This is a genomic window from Nostoc sp. LEGE 06077 (assembly GCF_015207705.1).
Lineage (GTDB): Bacteria > Cyanobacteriota > Cyanobacteriia > Cyanobacteriales > Nostocaceae > Nostoc_B.
Window position 1 is genome coordinate 142007 of the sequence record NZ_JADEWI010000003.1, and the last position, 18860, is coordinate 160866.

Sequence of the window (18860 nt, forward strand, 5' to 3'; positions counted from 1 at the left end):
GCCACTAACAGTAAAAACAAGTGACTTGATCAGGCAAAAAATAGTATGATTGTCAAAGTTTAAGGCAAAAAAAGCCGATACTAAACAGTAACTCAATTTTTGAGGTGGGGGTACATAATGTGGCTGAAGCTGACAAGTAACTTAAGTCTGTTGGCCGCTATTGCTTATACGTATATGCCCTACACATTGGCACAACAAATCAAAGCTGATGTCTACTTACCCTTAAATCAAAGAACGCAAGTAACTAACAACAGTCCTAATTTTCAGATTGATGGTGGAGCCATAGAAGGCACAAATTTATTTCATAGCTTTAGTGAATTTTCTGTACCAGTAGGCGGTGAAGCGTTTTTCAACAACGCTACAGCAGTGCAAAATATCATCAGTCGTGTGACAGGTTCTATACCATCTAACATTCAAGGCTCAATTCGCGCTAATGGTACAGCAAACCTCTTTCTGATTAACCCTCAAGGGATTATTTTTGGGCCGAATGCTCGATTAAGTATCGGAGGTTCTTTTATTGCCAGTACTGCTAGTAGTGTGATATTTGCAGATGGAATAGAATTTAGTGCTACTAATCCTGATACTACGCCTTTATTAACTATCAACCAGCCTATTGGTTTACAGTTTGGTACGAATCCAGGAAGAATTGAGAATCAATCCAGAACTACCGATAGCCTCAATCAATTGATAGGTTTACAAGTGCAAACAAATACAACTTTGGCACTTGTAGGTGGTGATTTAACGCTAACAGGAGGTGTTGTAACAGCACCTAATGGACGAATCGAATTGGGAAGTGTTGGTAGTAATAGTGTGGTGAATCTGACATCAACATCCATAGGTTACACCCTTAACTATGAAGGTGTAAACGACTTCCAGAATATTAATCTGCGGCAGCAAGCTACTGCCACAACAATAGGTAGTTTGGGCGGTAGTATCCACCTACAGGGCGCTAATATTTCACTGACTGATGGTTCATTGGTTCAAGTCGGGATTTTTAGCAATGGTATTGGTGAAGGTTTAACAGTCAATGCTTCAGAATCAGTGCAATTAATTGGGAGCAATAATCGCTTATTTACTCTCAATGAAGGTACCGCTATATCTGGAGATTTAACCATCACCAGCCCTAGATTACTTCTCCAAGATGGAGCAGAGGTTGTGTCTTCAACAACAGGTATTCGCAAAGGCGGGGATTTAAATATTCATACTTCCGAATTATTACGCGTAACGGGTAGTGGAAGCCGTTTGTTTACACAAACAGAAAGTACAGCAGCAGGCGCAGGTGATAGTGGCGATTTGGCAATTCATACTGATAATTTGTTGATTCAAAATAGAGGACAGATATCCGTAAATACTTTGGGAATTGGTGATGGTGGCAACTTAACAGTGAATGCTACTAAATCAGTAGAATTGGTAGGCAGAGATAGTCGCTTACTAACTCAAGCTCAAGGCTTAGGAGACACAGGTAATTTAACTATTACTACTCCCATACTGCGGATATTGGATGGCGCACAAGTTTCATCAGGTACTTTGGGTGCAGGTAATGGCGGTAACTTGACGGTGAACACCAGCGAATCAACCCAACTCATAGGTCGCTCTCAAGATGGTAAATTTGCCAGTGGTTTATTTAATCAAACTCAAGGCTCAGGAAACGCTGGCAATATAATAATTACCTCTCCTGTACTACGGATATTGGATGGCGCACAAGTTTCATTAGGTACTTTGGGTGCAGGTAATGGCGGTAACTTGACGGTGAACACCAGCGAATCAACCCAACTCATAGGTCGCTCTCAAGATGGTAAATTTGCCAGTGGTTTATTTAATCAAACTCAAGGCTCAGGAAACGCTGGCAATATAATAATTACCTCTCCTGTACTACGGATATTGGATGGCGCACAAGTTTCATCAGGTACTTTGGGTGCAGGTAATGGCGGTAACTTGACGGTGAACACCAGCGAATCAACCCAACTCATAGGTCGCTCTCAAGATGGTAAATTTGCCAGTGGTTTATTTAATCAAGCTGAAAGCCAAGCCACAGGAAATTCACGTGACTTAACGATTAATACCCCCATACTCCAAGTTTTTGACGGCGCACAAGTCTCAGCAGGTACTTTGGGAATTGGTAATGGTGGTAATTTGACTGTGAACACCACCGAAACAGTCGAGTTGATTGGACGCTCATCAGATCAAAGATTTCCCAGTGGTTTGTTTAGCCAAACTCAAGGTACAGGAGATGCAGGTGCAATAAGGATTACAACTCCTGAATTACGTATTTTTGATGGTGCAGAAGTATCCGCAGCCACTTTAGCAACTGGCAAGGGAGGAAATGTAATTATCAAGGCATCTGATACTTTACGTGTTCAGAATGGGTCGCAAATTTCCGTGAGCAGTACTGGAAATGTAGTAGAGGCAGGCAACATAGATGTCACAGCTGGTTTAGTCCGGTTAGATGGCGGCAAAATAACAGCCCAGACTTTATCTGGCAATGGTGGTGATATCAGCTTAAGTATTGCTAATTTATTATTCTTACGTCGTGGCAGTACAATTTCTACTACAGCAGGTACGAACGCATCTGGTGGTGATGGTGGTAATATCAAAATCAATATACCAAATGGTTTTATTGTAGCTATCCCTTCAGAAAATACTGACATTACTGCTAATGCTTTTACAGGCAGTGGTGGCAGAATTGATATTACAGCACAAAACTTATTTGGGATTCAGCGCCGACCTTTTAATACTCCAACAAGTGATATTACAGCAAGTTCCCAATTTGGGATTAATGGGGTAATTAATATCAATACGCCTGATGTTGATCCTGAGCGTGGTGTTGTAGTTTTATCAACAGCTATTATCGACCCATCTCAACTAATTGAGCAAAGCTGTGCTGCTGTTAATAGTTCTCAAGGTAGTCAGCTTACCGTCACTGGGCGCGGTGGACTACCTGTTAACCCTAATGAACCTTTAAGTAGCGAAGTAGTTTGGTCAGATACACGGTTAAGAAATACGACAGGACAAATATATCAACATAGAGCTACACATCTGCAATTAACAAAAGTTGTTCATATCCCCAACCACATTCCTGCTACTGGCTGGATATTTAATACCCAAGGCCAAGTGACACTAGTGGCTCATAATTCCACAGCCACACCTAATACATCTTTGTCTATACCTACTTGCCAGAATCGCTAAATATGTTTTTGAGTTAATTTATTAGGAGTTTTATGATGTCAAAGGGAAATTTTGACCAATTTTTAGAAGCTTTAGGCGCATTAGAATCAGGAAGACCGTCAGGAGATCCACTTCAGTACAGCGCACAAAATTTAAACACAAATGCTGTAGGTAAGTACCAGTTTTCAGAAGTTTTATTTGTAGATTTAGATTACTACAATAGTGATGGTAATAATTATGATGGAATTTTTAATGGAACTTGGATAGGAAAGAATGGAGTAACTAGCTTTGAATCTTGGAAGATACATCCCTATGCTCAAGAAACAGCAATTCGGGAAGCATTTTTTATAAATTATGGCTATATCAATTCTGGATTAAGTGCAAGAGGCATAAGCAATATTGAGACTTATTTATCTAACTCGGCTAACCAAGGAGCCAAAATAGTTAGATATTACAGATTAAATGCTGCTCGCACTGACTTTGAGAAAGACGTTAATGGAAACAGAATAATATATACAGAGCAAATTACTATTTCTTTATCTGGTATTCTAGCTGGGGCGCATTTACGCGGGGGTATTGCTGCGACAGAGGTACTAGCACAGTTAAATCAAAAAAGTTCCATAGATTTTACTACAATTCAATTTGGACTCAGTTATTATACAACCTATCTTTTTGATGAAATTAATACATCAATTTTTAGGTATTTTAATGATTTTGGTAATTATGGAGTTAACACTACAGACTTCATTCTGTCTAGCTATGGAAATGCCATAAATTATGTGCTGTATGGAACGCTCAATAACAACATTATCAATGGTGGTACTGGCAATGACAGACTAAATGGTGGTGGTGGGATTGATACTTTATCTGGAGGTTTAGGCGATGATACTTATATTGTTGATACTACGACTGACACCATTATCGAAAATGCAGGAGCAGGTGTAGATACAGTTTCTTCTAGTGTCACTTTCAGCCTAGCAGCTTTAGCAAATATCGAAAATCTGACTTTGACAGGAACAGCCGCAATTAATGGTACAGGTAATGCAGCTAATAACATTATTACAGGTAACTCTGGTAACAATACCCTGAGTGCGGGTGCGGGTAATGACAGACTAGTTGGTGGTGCTGGGATTGATACTTTATCTGGAAGTTTAGGCAATGATACTTATATTGTTGATACTACGACTGACATCATTATCGAAAATGCAGGAGCAGGTGTAGATACAGTTTCTTCTAGTGTCACTTTCAGTCTAGCGGCTTTAGCAAATATCGAAAATCTGACTTTGACAGGAACATCTGCAATTAATGGTACAGGTAATGCAGCTAATAACATTATTATAGGTAACTCTGGTAACAATACCCTAAGTGCGGGTGCGGGTAATGACAGACTAGTTGGTGGTGCTGGGATTGATACTTTATCTGGAGGTTTAGGCGTGGATAGGTTTGACTACCGCCAGTTAACGGATTCTCTCCTCAATAAATTTGATAGAATCACCGATTTCAATGCTAATGCAGGTAATGATTTGTTTTTAGTTTCAAGTACACGAGTCGGATTTTTGAATGCTGGCTCGGTTACAAATCTTGATGCAAGTGGAATTCAAGCTAGATTAACTCTTTCTAATTTTGGTGCTAACTTTGCTGCTCAATTTACTTTTGGTAGCCGTACTTTTATAGCTATCAATAATAATATAGCAGGGTTTAATGCTAATACCGATACATTGATTGAAGTGACAGGATTAACTGGTACTTTAGGAATCACGCAATTTACAACTGTAGTTTGAAATGTACATAAATTATTGATTTATTAGATTGAAAGTTTGGCGTTTTTATCAAGGTCTATAACTGATGTTGAAAAACATGAAATTGTCTAGCTCTATGATTGCGGGAGCTATTGTGACAAGTTTAGTAGGCGCGATCGCCAGCGGATGTACAAGTTTTGCAACTTCAAGTGTACAGCAAGACAACAGTGTAAATATTCATGCTCCCGGTCAAGCTGTTGCAGACCAAGGAGAAAAAAACTCCTCAACAGCGGCAAATCCAAACCAGCCTAAAAATTCTGCCAATCCAGGCGAAAAGCCCGCTCTTAAAGAAGGTATGCCATATCAAAAAGCGCGAGAATTGGTGATTCAACAAGGTTGGCAACCTAATTTACAGGGTGATGCTCCCAATCTCCGGGATAACTCTGTGAAAGAATTATTTGATTTTGGGTATAAGGAGGTTAAAGACTGTTCTGGAACAGGTGTAGGGGCTTGTCTATTTGAATTTACCAACCCAGATGGAGAACTTTTGTCGATTTCGGCGACGATCGCAGACCACAATAACATAGAACGAGTAGTTTGGCGTTGGTCAATTGAGAAACAGACAAATATTAGTCAACAAACTTTGCCGTCTTCTGCTCAAGATAAACCACCATTTATCGGCACTCGCTTGTTTAATTTTCTAGGTGGAAGCGGAACTGGTCAATCTATTGAGATCGCACCTGACGGAACCACTATCGTTAAACTGAACGGTACATTTGAAAGTTCTGTTCAATATCAGGGTAAATTCTCTAATCCCATCATATTGCAAGATGGCAGTGGTTTAAGATTACTTTTAAAAGACGGAAAAATTTACAGCTTATTAGCTAATGGACAAATAGTAAAAGGTTGTAGAGGCGAAGAAAAGCTTTGTGAGTCATCTTTGCTAGAAGTATCATCTACTCCCATTCAAAATGGATTTTATATCCTCGGAGGAACAGATCAAGGTCTGGAAGTCAGAGGAGAGCAGTATCGCTATTATGATGAGGAAGGAAATAAAGAGTGGAACCAAATTTCTGAGTTAACTTCTATCAAAGAAGGTGTGGTATTTGATGGACAGAATTACTGGTGTATCCCACCCAGACAGGAAGTAGGAGTATGTTCGGAAAATGGCTGGATTCCATCAAGATAATGTTTGGCTTTATCTTTAAATTAAAGTAAAAATATCAACCATTAATTATCTGCAGATTATAACTTTAAGATATAGCAATACTCAAGAAATTACGCACAAAGAACATATCTTTTCCACTGAGGAAAAGTAAATTTTTAGTGTTTTTTAAAATATGAATTACCACACTAATTCAAGTTTTTATAATTCCATTTTGTGTTTTGATAGAACACTCATTTTCTATGAAATGGATAAATTTTTGCTACTTTTGATAAATTCGTTTAACTCATGTTGTAGTTAGTAAGGACTATTTTTGATACCTCAATTTCCTTGAGCAAATGATTTATGCACAATAAACTAGCATCACCTGTATTTATACTTTTATTTGGATTTGCGATTACTCAAACCTTTGGCTGTACAACTTTTCATCATAGTTCAGCCGTTGTTGCCCAAACTTCGCCCAAAGCAGCACCCCAAGACATTGTGCAACCTGGTGAAGTCCGCGCCTTACCGGGTAAGTTAGATACAATTCCTGTTTTTAACAGCAACAGCCCTGAATGGGTTAAAAATGAGGGGATTTTACTTTCTACCTTTCCTGGTAATGGGAAAAAAATTCCCACCGCCCATCTCAATTTTCCGTTTCAAGGACGTTTTGATTTATTCGCCCATCATTACACCCATACTCCCAAAGATTTACAAACTCTGTATATCGGTGTAATTCTGCATAACCCTAATAAAAAGCCTGTGACAGTAAATGTGTTGCAGGCTGCAAGTTATTTGATGCAAGATGCACCCTTTGTCACCTTAGCGCCTTATCTAGAAAATAATGATGGTAAGGTTTATTCTGGGCCTGGAGCGAGGGCTGTTAGTGATGTTTTGCGCGGTGTTCGTCAAGCAGATTTCCCGGCTAAGTTAATCATTCCTCCAGGTGGAAGCCGGATGTTGCTGAATCATCCGATTCCAGTACGCAATTTAGCCAAGCCTGTAAATGGTCGTTCTAGTTTTATGCGTCTGCGGAGTAGTAATAAAGTTTACGCAGCGAGTTTGGCAATGTTTGCCAAGAAAAATCCTGATGGTTCCGATCTCGCGCCGACTCTTAAAGAATGGCAAGCTTTATTAAATAACGGCGGTTTTGCCGGCCCAAGAGATAAAACTCCAACTCCACCCGATGCTAAAGGTGGTGCATTAATTTATGGGCGTGTAGCTGGTGTTTCTCAAGGTTCCCAATGGCAAGCTAATTTGGTAGATAATCCCAAAGCCCAGTATTTAACTATACCTGAGCGTGGTAAAGGGATTTCCTATCCTTTAGTAACTCTGCGGGGTGGTCGATTAGGTACTGAACAAATCCAAACGGCGCAAATGTTGGTGCGTTATCCTGATACAGCCTATGAAGCGCACGGTAATTATGGGGTGGAATATAACCTGAGTTTGCCGTTAAATAACAACACTAAGCAACCGCAAAAAGTTACAGTCACGTTGGAAACACCTTTAAAAGAAGACAAGCTTTCTCAAGGAGGCGTTCGTTTCCGCAAACCATCTCTCGATTTTCCTTTTTTCCGTGGTACTGTGCGGCTACGTTATTTTGATGACCAAGGACAACAAAAAACGCGATATGTGCATTTATGGCACAGAACTGGTCAGGTTTTGGAACCATTGGTGCAATTTGTTCTACCACCTGCAAGTCAACGGAATGTACAGGTAGATGTGATTTATCCGCCAGATTCGACACCACCGCAGGTTTTAACTGTGAGAACTTTGCAATAGGTGGAAACCATGATTGGGAATATATCTCAAAATAGGGCGTAGGCGTAGCCTACGCTAAAAATTACTTACCGCCGTAGAAAAAGGCAATTTCCTTTTCTTTGAGAGGTGCAAATCCTGCTTCTGCAAGCTTTTGATCGAGTTCTGGTTGGGGAATATGTTTTGCACCGATTCTGACAATACGCGATCGCATGGTATTTGACACGCCGCTACGCTGTCTATTGGCTTCTAGCCCCATGACTTGGTGATAAAGGTCTAGTTTGGCGGTGGGAATGGGTGTTCCATCAAAATCTATCCCTTTGGCGATCGCTACGTCAATGGCATCTGCACCTGTGGTTGGGGAATTTACTTGATTAGTTTCGGTAGTCATGGTTATTTGCTCTTTCTTTGTTCTGGGTAGATTTTACCAGTGTTGCGATCGCGATTTGAACGCAGAGGGGCGCGGAGGTAAACGCATTCGCCGTTAGGCGTTCCCGCAGGGTAGTTACGCGGAGTGCAGGAAGATGAGGAATGGCTGGTTGAGTGTGGATCAAGACTTGGCATTTTGGGAAATTTTGGATTAACCTCGAACCATTGGTATAGCAATAGGTGAGGCTATGTCTGAGGCTCACATTTCTCAAAACAACGATCGCACCCTGGAAAAAGCACTAACCAATAGAATTATCGATGATTATTTCGATAATTCTGAAAGTTGGCTGAGAGCAATTTTACGTATGTGTATATTCTCGTTAGCTCACTTGAATAAAAAACCAGTGTTTATCGTGGAATGTCCGAATCAAGCTGTAGCTAAACGTTTAAGTCGCAAAACTTATCCTTTTCGGGGACTGGTATATTATTTAACAGATAATTTGTATAGCGGCGATCGCACTTTGTTTTGTTATCAGGAAAGCAAGGACGGTTCTTGGCATTGTTTTGATACCAGTACCAATTCATGGAAAAATTTGCAGAATTTGAGATCGCGTTCTAGTCGGAGTGAATAGTCATTTATTTATTATGGGAACGAGGCTGGCGTGTAATTAAACCACCAACAAATGCACCCAAGATTGTCCCAGTCCAGAGTCCTCTGGTGGTGCCTTGTCGCATTGCCTCTGGTGCTACCCAAGTAGTACAAATTTCCTTGAAACCCCAAGGCTGATTTTGACATTTCTGGCTTTGCAGCATCAGCGTGATTTGTCCCTTGATGTAACTACCAAAAAATCCGCAAGCTAGGGCTAACAGGGTGCAAATTAGGATTTTGTTTTTGGTCATAAGTCAATAGTCATTTGTCAATAGACACTGGACTGTGGACTTTTGACAAATGACTCTGTGAAACAGATCAGCCTGTATTTCGCATTCCCGCTGCAATACCATTAATGGTTAACAGTGCGCCTCGGAGTAGTTCGCCTTTGCTGTAACGGGAGTGAATCACACCAGAGGTGGCTGTAGTATTTTTGGCTTGGCGTAGGCGCTTGAGTAGTGAAACCTGAATGAAACCTAGAGGGACAATTGTCCCGTTACGTAATTGTACTGAACGCTGTAATACAGGATCACCGTCCAAAAGTCGATTGTGTCCCGTAATTTTGAGGACAAAATCTCTGGTGAGATAGTATTCGCTGGCGATTTGCTCGAAAACTATATCGAATCGTTCTTTATCTTCTGGGTTGGATAGTTCCTGGACGTAGTGTCGCGCCATTTGCATATCGACTTTCGCCAAGGTCATTTCGGCTTTGGAAATCACCATTTTGAAGAACGGCCACTTCATATAAAAGTAGCGCAGTAATTTTAAGTGTTCTTCTGGTTCTTCATTTAAGAATTCTTGCAACGCTGTTCCCATACCGTACCAGGAAGGTAGCAAAACTCTAGTTTGTGTCCAGCTAAATACCCAAGGAATCGCCCGGAGACTGCTTAAATCTTTCTTCCCAGAAGGTCGGCGCGCTGGACGGGAACTAATTTGCAGCTGGCTAATTTCTTCAATGGGGGTGACTTGATTGAAAAAGTCGATGAAATCTGGTTGTTCGTAGATTAAAGCACGATAGTGTTGCCGCGATCGCACTGCTAGTTCTTCCATAATTTCGTTCCAAGGTTCGATATCATCAAACCCTGTCCGCAGTAAACTTGCTTGGATGACTGCGGTGGTGACGGTTTCTAAGTTGTATAAAGCTAAATCCACCAAGGAATATTTTGAGGCTAATACTTCTCCTTGTTCAGTAATTTTAATTCGCCCGTTAATACTGTGTCCTGGTTGGGCTAAAATCGCCTCATAAGCAGGGCCGCCTCCTCGTCCTACAGAACCGCCGCGACCGTGGAAAATTCGCAAGTTTACACCATATTCTTCGGCAATTTTCTGTAATGATTTTTGGGCTTTGTGAATTTCCCAGTTGCTACTTAAGAAGCCGGAGTCTTTGTTGCTGTCGGAATATCCCAACATGACTTCTTGCAAGTCGGGGGTGAGAACTGAGTGCGGACTTGATTCAGGTGTAGCCAGTCTTTGCTGAATATTTTCGTAGCCGCCAGCTAATAAAGCACGATATAAGGGAAGTTCAAACAGCTGGCGCATAATGCTGCGGGAACGCTGCAAGTCTTCTACTGTTTCAAATAACGGTACAACTTGAACTGTGCCAACTGCAATGGCTGGGTCAAATAATCTGGCTTCTTTGGCTAAGAGTAAAACTTCTAGTACGTCGCTGACTTGACGACACATACTAATAATATAAGTTTGGCAGATGTTGACACCAAATTCTTGTTGCAGCGATCGCAAAATTCTAAAGGTTTCAATGACATCGTTGGTTTTCTCAGAAAATGGCAGTTCCGCTGGAATTAATGGCCGGCGGGTTTGCAATTCTGCGGTTAACCAAGTGACTCGCTGTTCTTCTGTTAGGTCGTCGTATGCTTGGGGTAATACTTGCAGGTATTCTAAAATTTCATTCAGCGCATCGGAATGACGGGTTGATTCTTGACGAATATCTAATTGTGTCAGGTTAAAGTCAAAGATTTCGACTTGACAAATCAGATTTTCCAGTTCTCGACAACTCAGTCCAGTTTCGCTCAAATTCCGCTGAATTAACCGCAATTCTGCCAAAAAGTCGGCTCCCGAACGGTACATAGGTGCATCTTCGTTGGTGGGAGTTTCCCGTTTATATAATGCTAAATTGCGATCGCGGGTATTTTCCAAACGTCTCAGTACATAAGCCAGTTTCAAGCGATAAGGTTCTTGGCGATAACGCAACGCCAGGGCATCATATATATCACTTAAATGTGACTGATCTAATTCCAGAGATTCTAATAAATCTGGTAAAACATCACTCCAGTGCATGGATATACTCAACAATTCAATCAGCTTCTTTACTGAGTGAATATAACGCTCCAGTACCATTTTGCGCTGATAACAAGCTGTCTTCCAGGTGATTTCTGGTGTGACTGATGGGTTCCCATCTCTATCGGAACCTACCCAAGAACCAAACGCACAAAAGTTTTTCCGAGGTGGTTCCAACCAATCAAAGGTTTTACTCAAAGCATACTTAAAGCGTTTATGCAGTTGAGGAATGCCATCAAATAATACTTCTTGGAAGTAGTGCAAGGCATAATCTACTTCATCTAAGACTGTAGGTTTGAATTGATGGAGTTCATCTGTACGCCACCATAGGCGAATTTCTTCCAGCAGTTTTTCCCGTAACTCCCCTGATTCCCAAGGATAAGCACCAACACGATTTTCTACTGCATCTATCTGTTGCAGGAGGTTGACTACTTGTCGCTGTTTATCGCGGATGGTGTGACGGACGATTTCTGTGGGGTGGGCTGTGAATACCAAACGCACATCCAGTTGCGAAATTAGGCGTTGAATTTGTTGGGGTGGGACATTCAAATCGTAAAGATGGGGAAACAGAGTAGCAAAAGTACCTTTCTGTTTGTTGTGCATTTTGTTAACCCAATTTTTGGCTAACAAGTCTGAACCTATACCTGTGTTAACAAACGCATCATCTTCTTTGTCGTTGGAAGAGTAGCTACTATCAGAGACAGTTTCTGCATTCTTGGATTCTGTTTCGATTTCTGAATAGCGGGTTAATTGCTGCTTTTGTTCGTATTCCTGCTCTATGATGTTAATTAGCTGAAAATAGAGCGCAAAAGCCCGCGCTGCCCGAATCGCTTCATTAATATTCAGTTGTTCAATCAATTTCACTGCGGAGGATGCTTGGTCGTTGGTGGCTTGTCCTTCTGGCGAACACAAATCGCGCAACTGCCGCAATAAATCTACCATTTTCTGTCCGCATTCTTGCCGCAGGACGTTCTCCCATAATTCTTCAACTATTTGGAGACGACGACGTAAAAATAGTTCTGATGCAGGGTAATAATTCGCAGCGTGTGACACAGAGTATAAAAGCGAACTCATATTTGCTTCTCTTGTAAAGCCAATTACTGTTTACATTTTTGAACTTTGTGATTTACGCTCATTGTTTTCTATGAGCGATTTATTTTTTTAAGTATAAGTTTTAGCTTTTATTGGTTAATTCATCGTGATTAGGAAAGGGAAGAATCGGCAAGCGATCGCCGCGAAACAATTCTTCACTAGCTTGCCCGATAGATTCTAGGGCTTTTACGGTGAATTTTTCTGTGGTCAGCAGCAGTAGTATAGACGCTGTGCCTATTTCCAGGATAAAAGATTGGGGAATGCTAAACAAACCCAGATTTAGTCCGGGGTTGGGTGAAGATTGGGAGGTGATAGGAGGCATTACTAATTTTTGGTTGTTGGCAAACGAGGAAAATGAAACGCAAAACTCAAAATCTGTATGACTTGCAACGATATAAGACTATCTTGGCCTATTTTGCAAGCACAGAAGGTAACAAAAGTGTTAAAAAAAAACAGCAAAATGTGATAGACATTATGGTTCTAGTTTACAAGTGCAGGCAATACCCCCGAATACTCGCTTCCTGTAAAGTTAACTGCCCATGAAAAAAGTACTACCAGATAGCCAGCAAACTTTAGTGCAATGGGTAAGCCAAGCAACAGGGATTAACACTTTAGGGGTGAAAGTCCGGTTGCGGGGAAATGACCTACACATTCTTTGTGAAGCAATCGAGTGTCCTCAACGCTGGCTCACTCTTTCTGATTTACTCCACGCACTCCAGCAAACTAATTTAGATGTCTTAACGAATAACGAACAACCCTCAATATACCAAGTATTGGTTTATGGGCGAAAAAAGGGCGAAAATCGTCCCCAATGGTGCCATCGGGTGCATCTAAATCAATTAGATAAGCATTTAGAACAGGTAGAGCAAGCATTAAAAGACGCGGAATCATCAAAGCCAGGCGGGGCGATGATTATCTCCAATGAGAGTTTAGCCCGTCGAGGCGACCCGAATGCGATCGCTCATTATCTGAGTGAAACTCTCAGTTCTTTGGGTGTGGGAGTCCAAGTCAAAATCAAGCCACACCAACCTAAAGACAAAAATCAAGCTCCGATAAATCGTTTATGGGTTTTTTGTCAATCTGTCTATAGTCCTGATTCTTCATTGTTGGCAGAAACAATTGCCCAAAAACTCAGACTGTTAAAATTGACTGGCTATCAAGATGCAGTCATTACTTCCCAAGTTAGTGGGGAAACAAGTAATGATTGGGTATTGCGGGTAGATTTGACTCCTCCAGAGGTAATGCTCAAAGAATGGGCGCGTTGGGGAGATATACAAGCGATCGCGCGGTTATTAACAGAAGTATTATTAGATTTTAAAGTCACTGTCCAAGCATCGCTTAAAGAATCCACTCTGCATCTTTTTTGCTCCCCTGCTTTTGATCCTTTAGAAGATGCACCAGCACCCGATAAAACAAAATGTCTGGATATTATCGTATCCCATCTAGACGCGATCGCCCCCCAAGGAATTCTTGGCGCGACTATTTACGGGCAAAGAACAGCCCAAAAGCAACCAGCTTGGATTGATTGGATCTCCTTACCTGCGGCGCAACACCCAGCCTTGGCTACCTCCGCCTTAGAGTTAGCAACTAACGGCGATGAACCAGCTACGCATTTTTTACTAGAACGCTTACTCAATACTGATTTAGAATGGCGCTTGAAAACAGGCGGGATTCGGGTAATTTTACTCCGCAAAGGTGATTTACTGCACATTATGTGCGATGCGCCTGTATGTCCCAACCGTAAACAAGTAGCAAATAAAGTTACCCAGTTTGTCCGCCAGTTAAAATTACCGGGGATTACAGGGGTCAGAGTTTACGGTCGTCGTGCGGGGAATAAAGAACCTGTTTGGCATCATGGCGTAGATTTTTTACAGCGCCAACGTTTAGTCCCCGAAGCGACTCCAGAGTTTGCGGCGACTTCTGAATATGTGGGGGAACTGATTGTTAAAGATGGTCAAGAACCCATCTTTCGCCCTGATTTAACCTCAGAAGAAGTTCAAAATTTTGTCACAGAAGTAGCGCGAGATTGGATTGTTACAACCACCACAACATTTAAAAATTTCCTCTTAGGCACACAAATATTTACAGAAGTCGGCCAGTCAACCGCCGCAGATCCAGATTTACAAGGTGGACTAAAAGTTGCTTTGGTTTGGGGAACATTGGGATTGTTACTCACACTCCAAACCGATTGGATTAGTGGTCAACTGATCACGCGAACATTACCACATAAACAACCACTGACTAATGTGGCTGCTTCATCTGCGGAAAAACAGCCGCCTGTACCAGCAAAAGTCAAACATCCAGAAAAATTAGAATTATTGACTAGTTCATCTGGGCAAAAATTATCAGGTTCAAAAAATTCTGCCTTCAATGCTTCTGGGTTTACTGTAAATGAGGATGATCCTGCATCGACAACTTTAACAGCCGCACCATTAAAAGAAAAAGCCACAGCATCGGCAATTTTATTAGCGGCGCGATCGCAAATGCCAAGTTTTAATGCGAGGCAATTAGATGAGCAACTAGCTTTGTATAGGCAACAATTAAATATTAAAGGAAATCCACCCGATATCTTAATTATTGGTTCTTCGCGGGCTTTGCGCGGAGTTGATCCAGCGGCGTTAGCCAAAGCTTTAGCAAAACAGGGATACCCCAATATTGATGTATTCAACTTTGGTGTCAATGGTGCCACAGCGCAAGTTGTCGATTTTATTATTCGCCAAGTTCTAGAACCTAAAGAACTGCCAAAAGTAATTCTTTGGGCGGATGGTTCTCGCGCTTTTAATAGTGGTCGAGAAGATATCACCTTTAATGCGATCGCTGCTTCTCAAGGTTATCAAAAAATCTTAGAACAAGACCAAAATATCGCGGCTGATGCAGAAGCTAATAAAAACCCGGCACAATCATCAGAGAAACCAAAAACTGAGAAAAAGGCAGATGAAATTACTAATTACCAAGCTATCAATAATGGTTTAAATCAGATTTTAGCTACTTTTTCTAGTAGCTATCAAAACCGCAACCAGCTTAAATCCTTGCTGCATCAGCAATTCGATAGTTTGCCATTAATTAGCGATCGCAATTCCCCAGAAACCCCCGCAACAGAATCTATTTCTGAGAGTTCCGAAGATGAAACTTCTCTCCAAGCAGTTGATTTTGATGGTTTCTTACCTTTATCGATCCGGTTTAATCCGGCTCGATACTATCAAAAACATCCCAGAGTTACTGGCAATTATGACAACGACTACAAATCATTCCAAATAGAAGGTAAACAAGACACAGCCTTCCAAGAAGTTTTGCGGTTTACTCAGTCTCAACAAATTCCTCTGGTATTTATTAATATGCCTCTCACCGCCGAATATTTAGATCCAGTCCGCAAAAAATATGAGCAAGAATTTCAAAAATATATGATTCGTTTAGCAACCAATCCTAATTTTATTTATCGAGACTTTAGCCAACTTTGGCCAAGAACTAATGACTATTTTTCTGACCCCAGTCATCTTAACCGCTTTGGTGCTTACGAAGTTTCCAAAAAACTAGCGATCGACCCTGTGATTCCTTGGCCGACCAAATGAGTGCTGAGTGCTGAGTAAAAAACTTTTCCCCTGCCCTCTGCCTCATTCCTGATAATAAATAACTAAAATATGAACTTTATATCAATTTCCTACGGCATATTTTTACTGAGTATATTAGGCGTTTACTGGACTGTCACCGAACAAAAATGGCGCTTATGGACTTTATTAGTTGCCAGCCTAGCTTTTTATGCTTCTTGGAGTGTTCAATACATTCCACTTTTATTAACATTGACCTTTATTAACTTTCGTTTGGGGAGAGAAATAGGCAAAAATACTTCTCCTGGTGAGCATAATCTTGATTGGAAGATTTCTAATGAAGAATGGCAGTATGCCAATGCCGATTGGGGTAGTCGCCGACTGAAATTATTATGGCTTGGTGTCACATTAAATGTTTTATTACTGCTAGGTTTTAAGTATATTTCGCCGATATTAAACTTAGTTTTTCCTATTCCTCTAAATTCCCCAGAGACATCTTTTAAAATAATTGCTCCTTTAGGAATTTCGTTTTTTACTTTTGAGTGTATTGCTTATTTAATCGATGTGTATCGTGGCGCTCCTGCTACTGATAATTTTCTGAAATTTGCCACATACAAACTCTTTTTTGCTAAATTAATTTCCGGCCCAATTACGCGTTATCATAACTTAGCAACTCAGGTAAATACACTCCAATTTCCCACCGCTGAGAGAGTCGCTGAAGCCTTATGGTTAATTGCTAGAGGTGCAGTTAAAAAAGGTTTATTGGCAGATAATTTAGGGATATTTGTAGATTTATGCTTTGGCAATTTGCAACGAGCCGGTAGTAGTGACCTATGGTTAGCAACTTTCGCTTATGGTTTGCAATTATATTTAGATTTTAATGGCTACGTAGACATTGCCCGTGGCACAGTTTTGCTATTTGGTTTAGTTCTCCCAGAAAATTTTGATTTTCCTTATTTCAGTACTAGCATTGCCGATTTTTGGCGGCGCTGGCACATGACTTTAGGTGATTGGTTACGTAACTATGTCTACTTTCCTTTAGGTGGTTCTCGCAGTGGTTTGATGCGTACCTGCTGGAATTTATTTATTGTGATGGTGATTGCTGGTATTTGGCATGGTTCTGCTTGGGGGTTCTTTGTTTGGGGGATTCTCCACGGAATTGCTTTAGCTGTTCATCGCCTTACAGATGATTTGAGCGATCGCCATGAAAAATTAGCACAATTCTGGCAAAATCCTCTAGGTGTAGTTATTGCTTGGCTGTTAACTCAGTTGATGGTTTTTACATCGTGGATTTGGTTCCGCTTACCAAATCTTCAAGATTCTTCTCTAGTACTTCAACACCTTTGGGGTCACACCGCTGATGCACAATTTGCCCAAAAGGTATATGTAGAAGCTTTAACTATTAGCCCTTACCAACTCTCTTGGATGCTAGGTATTTTAGCTGCTTTCATGGCTCTGGTCTACGCTTTGAACGGTCGATTAAAACTAGAGTTAAACTGGCCAATTAAGCTTGTCTTCGTACCCTTGTGCTTTTATGTTGTGTGGTTACTAGCTCCTGAAGGCAGCTTACCTTACATATATTTTGATTTTTAAGCTAAAAATATCTCAATTAAACAACCTATTGTCATTTGTATTGACAAAGGAATAATTAACCTCTCAATGGAATAAATACCGCTACTCACATAATATTTTGATGAGATAATTTAAAATTAATATGTAAACTAATGTAAAGCTATATAACTAGCGATCGCTTCAATAAAATTGATTGGATGTTGAAATAACTTAAAATCAGACAAAACCAAGCTTTTGATACCTTTGATGGTGGCTATAAATATAACTCAAAACTTTACATTGAAGAAAGTAAATACACAAAAAATATTACAGAATATGAAGCCAAATGTCCGATGAAAGTAAATTCATGTAGACTAATTGACAACAGGCATAAAAAAATTTGTCTGTCACATATTTAACGAAAAACAGCACTTATAAAACAATGACCACAACCTTACAACAGCGTTCTAACGCTAACGTATGGGAGCGCTTTTGCGAGTGGATCACCAGCACCGAAAACCGCATTTATGTTGGTTGGTTCGGTGTATTAATGATTCCTACTTTGCTGGCTGCAACCACCTGCTTTGTAATCGCTTTCATCGCTGCTCCTCCAGTAGACATCGATGGTATCCGTGAACCAGTTGCTGGTTCCTTAATTTACGGAAACAACATCATCTCTGGTGCAGTTGTTCCTTCCTCCAATGCGATCGGTTTGCACTTCTACCCAATCTGGGAAGCTGCATCCTTAGATGAGTGGTTGTACAACGGTGGCCCATACCAACTAGTAATCTTCCACTTCCTGATTGGATGTGCTTGCTACATGGGTCGTCAGTGGGAATTGTCCTACCGTTTAGGTATGCGTCCTTGGATCTGCGTAGCTTACTCCGCGCCTTTGGCATCTGCTACCGCAGTATTCTTGATCTACCCCATCGGACAAGGTTCATTCTCCGACGGTATGCCTTTGGGTATCTCTGGAACCTTCAACTTCATGATCGTGTTCCAAGCAGAACATAACATCTTGATGCACCCCTTCCATATGTTAGGTGTGGCTGGTGTATTCGGCGGTTCCTTGTTCTCCGCAATGCACGGTTCCTTGGTAACTTCCTCCTTGGTGCGTGAAACCACCGAAACCGAATCACAAAACTACGGTTACAAATTCGGTCAAGAAGAAGAAACCTACAACATCGTTGCAGCCCACGGCTACTTCGGTCGTTTGATCTTCCAATACGCTTCCTTCAACAACAGCCGCCAATTGCACTTCTTCTTAGCTGCATGGCCTGTAGTCGGTATCTGGTTCACAGCACTAGGTATCAGCACAATGGCGTTCAACTTGAACGGTTTCAACTTCAACCAATCAGTGATTGACTCTCAAGGTCGCGTTATAAACACCTGGGCTGATATCATCAACCGCGCTAACCTCGGTATGGAAGTAATGCACGAGCGTAACGCTCACAACTTCCCCCTAGACTTAGCTGCTGGTGAAGTTAAGCCTGTTGCAATGAGCGCTCCTGCTATCAACGGTTAATTTTCGAGAGAAGTTGTCAATCAAC

13 protein-coding genes are annotated in these 18860 nt (G+C 41.1%); 8 read left to right on the forward strand and 5 right to left on the reverse strand.

Annotated elements, in window-relative coordinates; translation table 11 throughout:
- Positions 1-117: 117 nt before the first annotated feature.
- The 4 genes from IQ244_RS03365 (at position 118) to IQ244_RS03380 (ending at position 7833) form a co-directional block, all read left to right on the forward strand.
- Positions 118-3186, forward strand: a complete 3069-nt coding sequence (locus IQ244_RS03365; protein ID WP_193889780.1) for a filamentous hemagglutinin N-terminal domain-containing protein — start codon at positions 118-120, stop codon at positions 3184-3186.
- 32 nt (positions 3187-3218) lie between these two features.
- Complete coding sequence (locus IQ244_RS03370) at positions 3219-4946, forward strand: calcium-binding protein (protein WP_193889782.1); 1728 nt, start codon at positions 3219-3221, stop codon at positions 4944-4946.
- A 112-nt stretch (positions 4947-5058) separates the two neighbouring features.
- Positions 5059-6093, forward strand: a complete 1035-nt coding sequence (locus IQ244_RS03375) for a hypothetical protein (RefSeq protein ID WP_322746021.1) — start codon at positions 5059-5061, stop codon at positions 6091-6093.
- Positions 6094-6414: 321 nt separating this feature from the next.
- Positions 6415-7833, forward strand: coding sequence for a DUF3370 domain-containing protein (locus tag IQ244_RS03380; RefSeq protein ID WP_193889787.1), 1419 nt, complete (start codon positions 6415-6417; stop codon positions 7831-7833).
- Positions 7834-7894: 61 nt separating this feature from the next.
- Here IQ244_RS03380 and IQ244_RS03385 read toward each other — a convergent pair whose 3' ends face one another.
- Positions 7895-8200, reverse strand: coding sequence for a DUF4090 family protein (locus IQ244_RS03385; RefSeq protein ID WP_193889789.1), 306 nt, complete (start codon positions 8198-8200; stop codon positions 7895-7897).
- Positions 8201-8202: 2 nt separating this feature from the next.
- A complete protein-coding gene (locus IQ244_RS03390; protein ID WP_228058710.1) occupies positions 8203-8373 on the reverse strand; it encodes a hypothetical protein in 171 nt (56 codons plus the stop codon).
- A 53-nt stretch (positions 8374-8426) separates the two neighbouring features.
- Here IQ244_RS03390 and IQ244_RS03395 point away from each other — a divergent pair, with 53 nt between their 5' ends.
- On the forward strand, positions 8427-8810 hold the full coding sequence (locus tag IQ244_RS03395; RefSeq protein WP_193889793.1) for a hypothetical protein: 384 nt from the start codon (positions 8427-8429) through the stop codon (positions 8808-8810).
- A 4-nt stretch (positions 8811-8814) separates the two neighbouring features.
- Here the strand turns inward: IQ244_RS03395 and IQ244_RS03400 are convergent, their stop codons facing one another.
- The 3 genes from IQ244_RS03400 to IQ244_RS03410 form a co-directional block, all read right to left on the reverse strand.
- Positions 8815-9078, reverse strand: a complete 264-nt coding sequence (locus IQ244_RS03400) for a hypothetical protein (RefSeq protein WP_193889794.1) — start codon at positions 9076-9078, stop codon at positions 8815-8817.
- 67 nt (positions 9079-9145) lie between these two features.
- Positions 9146-12196: a phosphoenolpyruvate carboxylase gene (gene ppc / locus IQ244_RS03405; RefSeq protein WP_193889796.1), complete on the reverse strand. Its 3051-nt coding sequence runs from the start codon at positions 12194-12196 to the stop codon at positions 9146-9148.
- A 100-nt stretch (positions 12197-12296) separates the two neighbouring features.
- A complete protein-coding gene (locus tag IQ244_RS03410; RefSeq protein ID WP_193889798.1) occupies positions 12297-12536 on the reverse strand; it encodes a hypothetical protein in 240 nt (79 codons plus the stop codon).
- 217 nt (positions 12537-12753) lie between these two features.
- On the opposite strand from IQ244_RS03410, the gene IQ244_RS03415 reads away from it, so the two are divergent.
- The 3 genes from IQ244_RS03415 (at position 12754) to psbA (ending at position 18835) form a co-directional block, all read left to right on the forward strand.
- The gene (locus IQ244_RS03415) at positions 12754-15783 is read left to right on the forward strand and encodes a DUF1574 family protein (RefSeq protein ID WP_193889799.1); all 3030 of its coding nucleotides are present in this window, start codon (positions 12754-12756) and stop codon (positions 15781-15783) included.
- A 69-nt stretch (positions 15784-15852) separates the two neighbouring features.
- Entirely contained in the window at positions 15853-17352 is a 1500-nt protein-coding gene (locus IQ244_RS03420) for an MBOAT family O-acyltransferase (RefSeq protein ID WP_193889800.1), read from the forward strand.
- 400 nt (positions 17353-17752) lie between these two features.
- Complete coding sequence (psbA, locus tag IQ244_RS03425) at positions 17753-18835, forward strand: photosystem II q(b) protein (protein WP_193889801.1); 1083 nt, start codon at positions 17753-17755, stop codon at positions 18833-18835.
- The last annotated feature ends 25 nt before the right edge of the window (positions 18836-18860 follow it).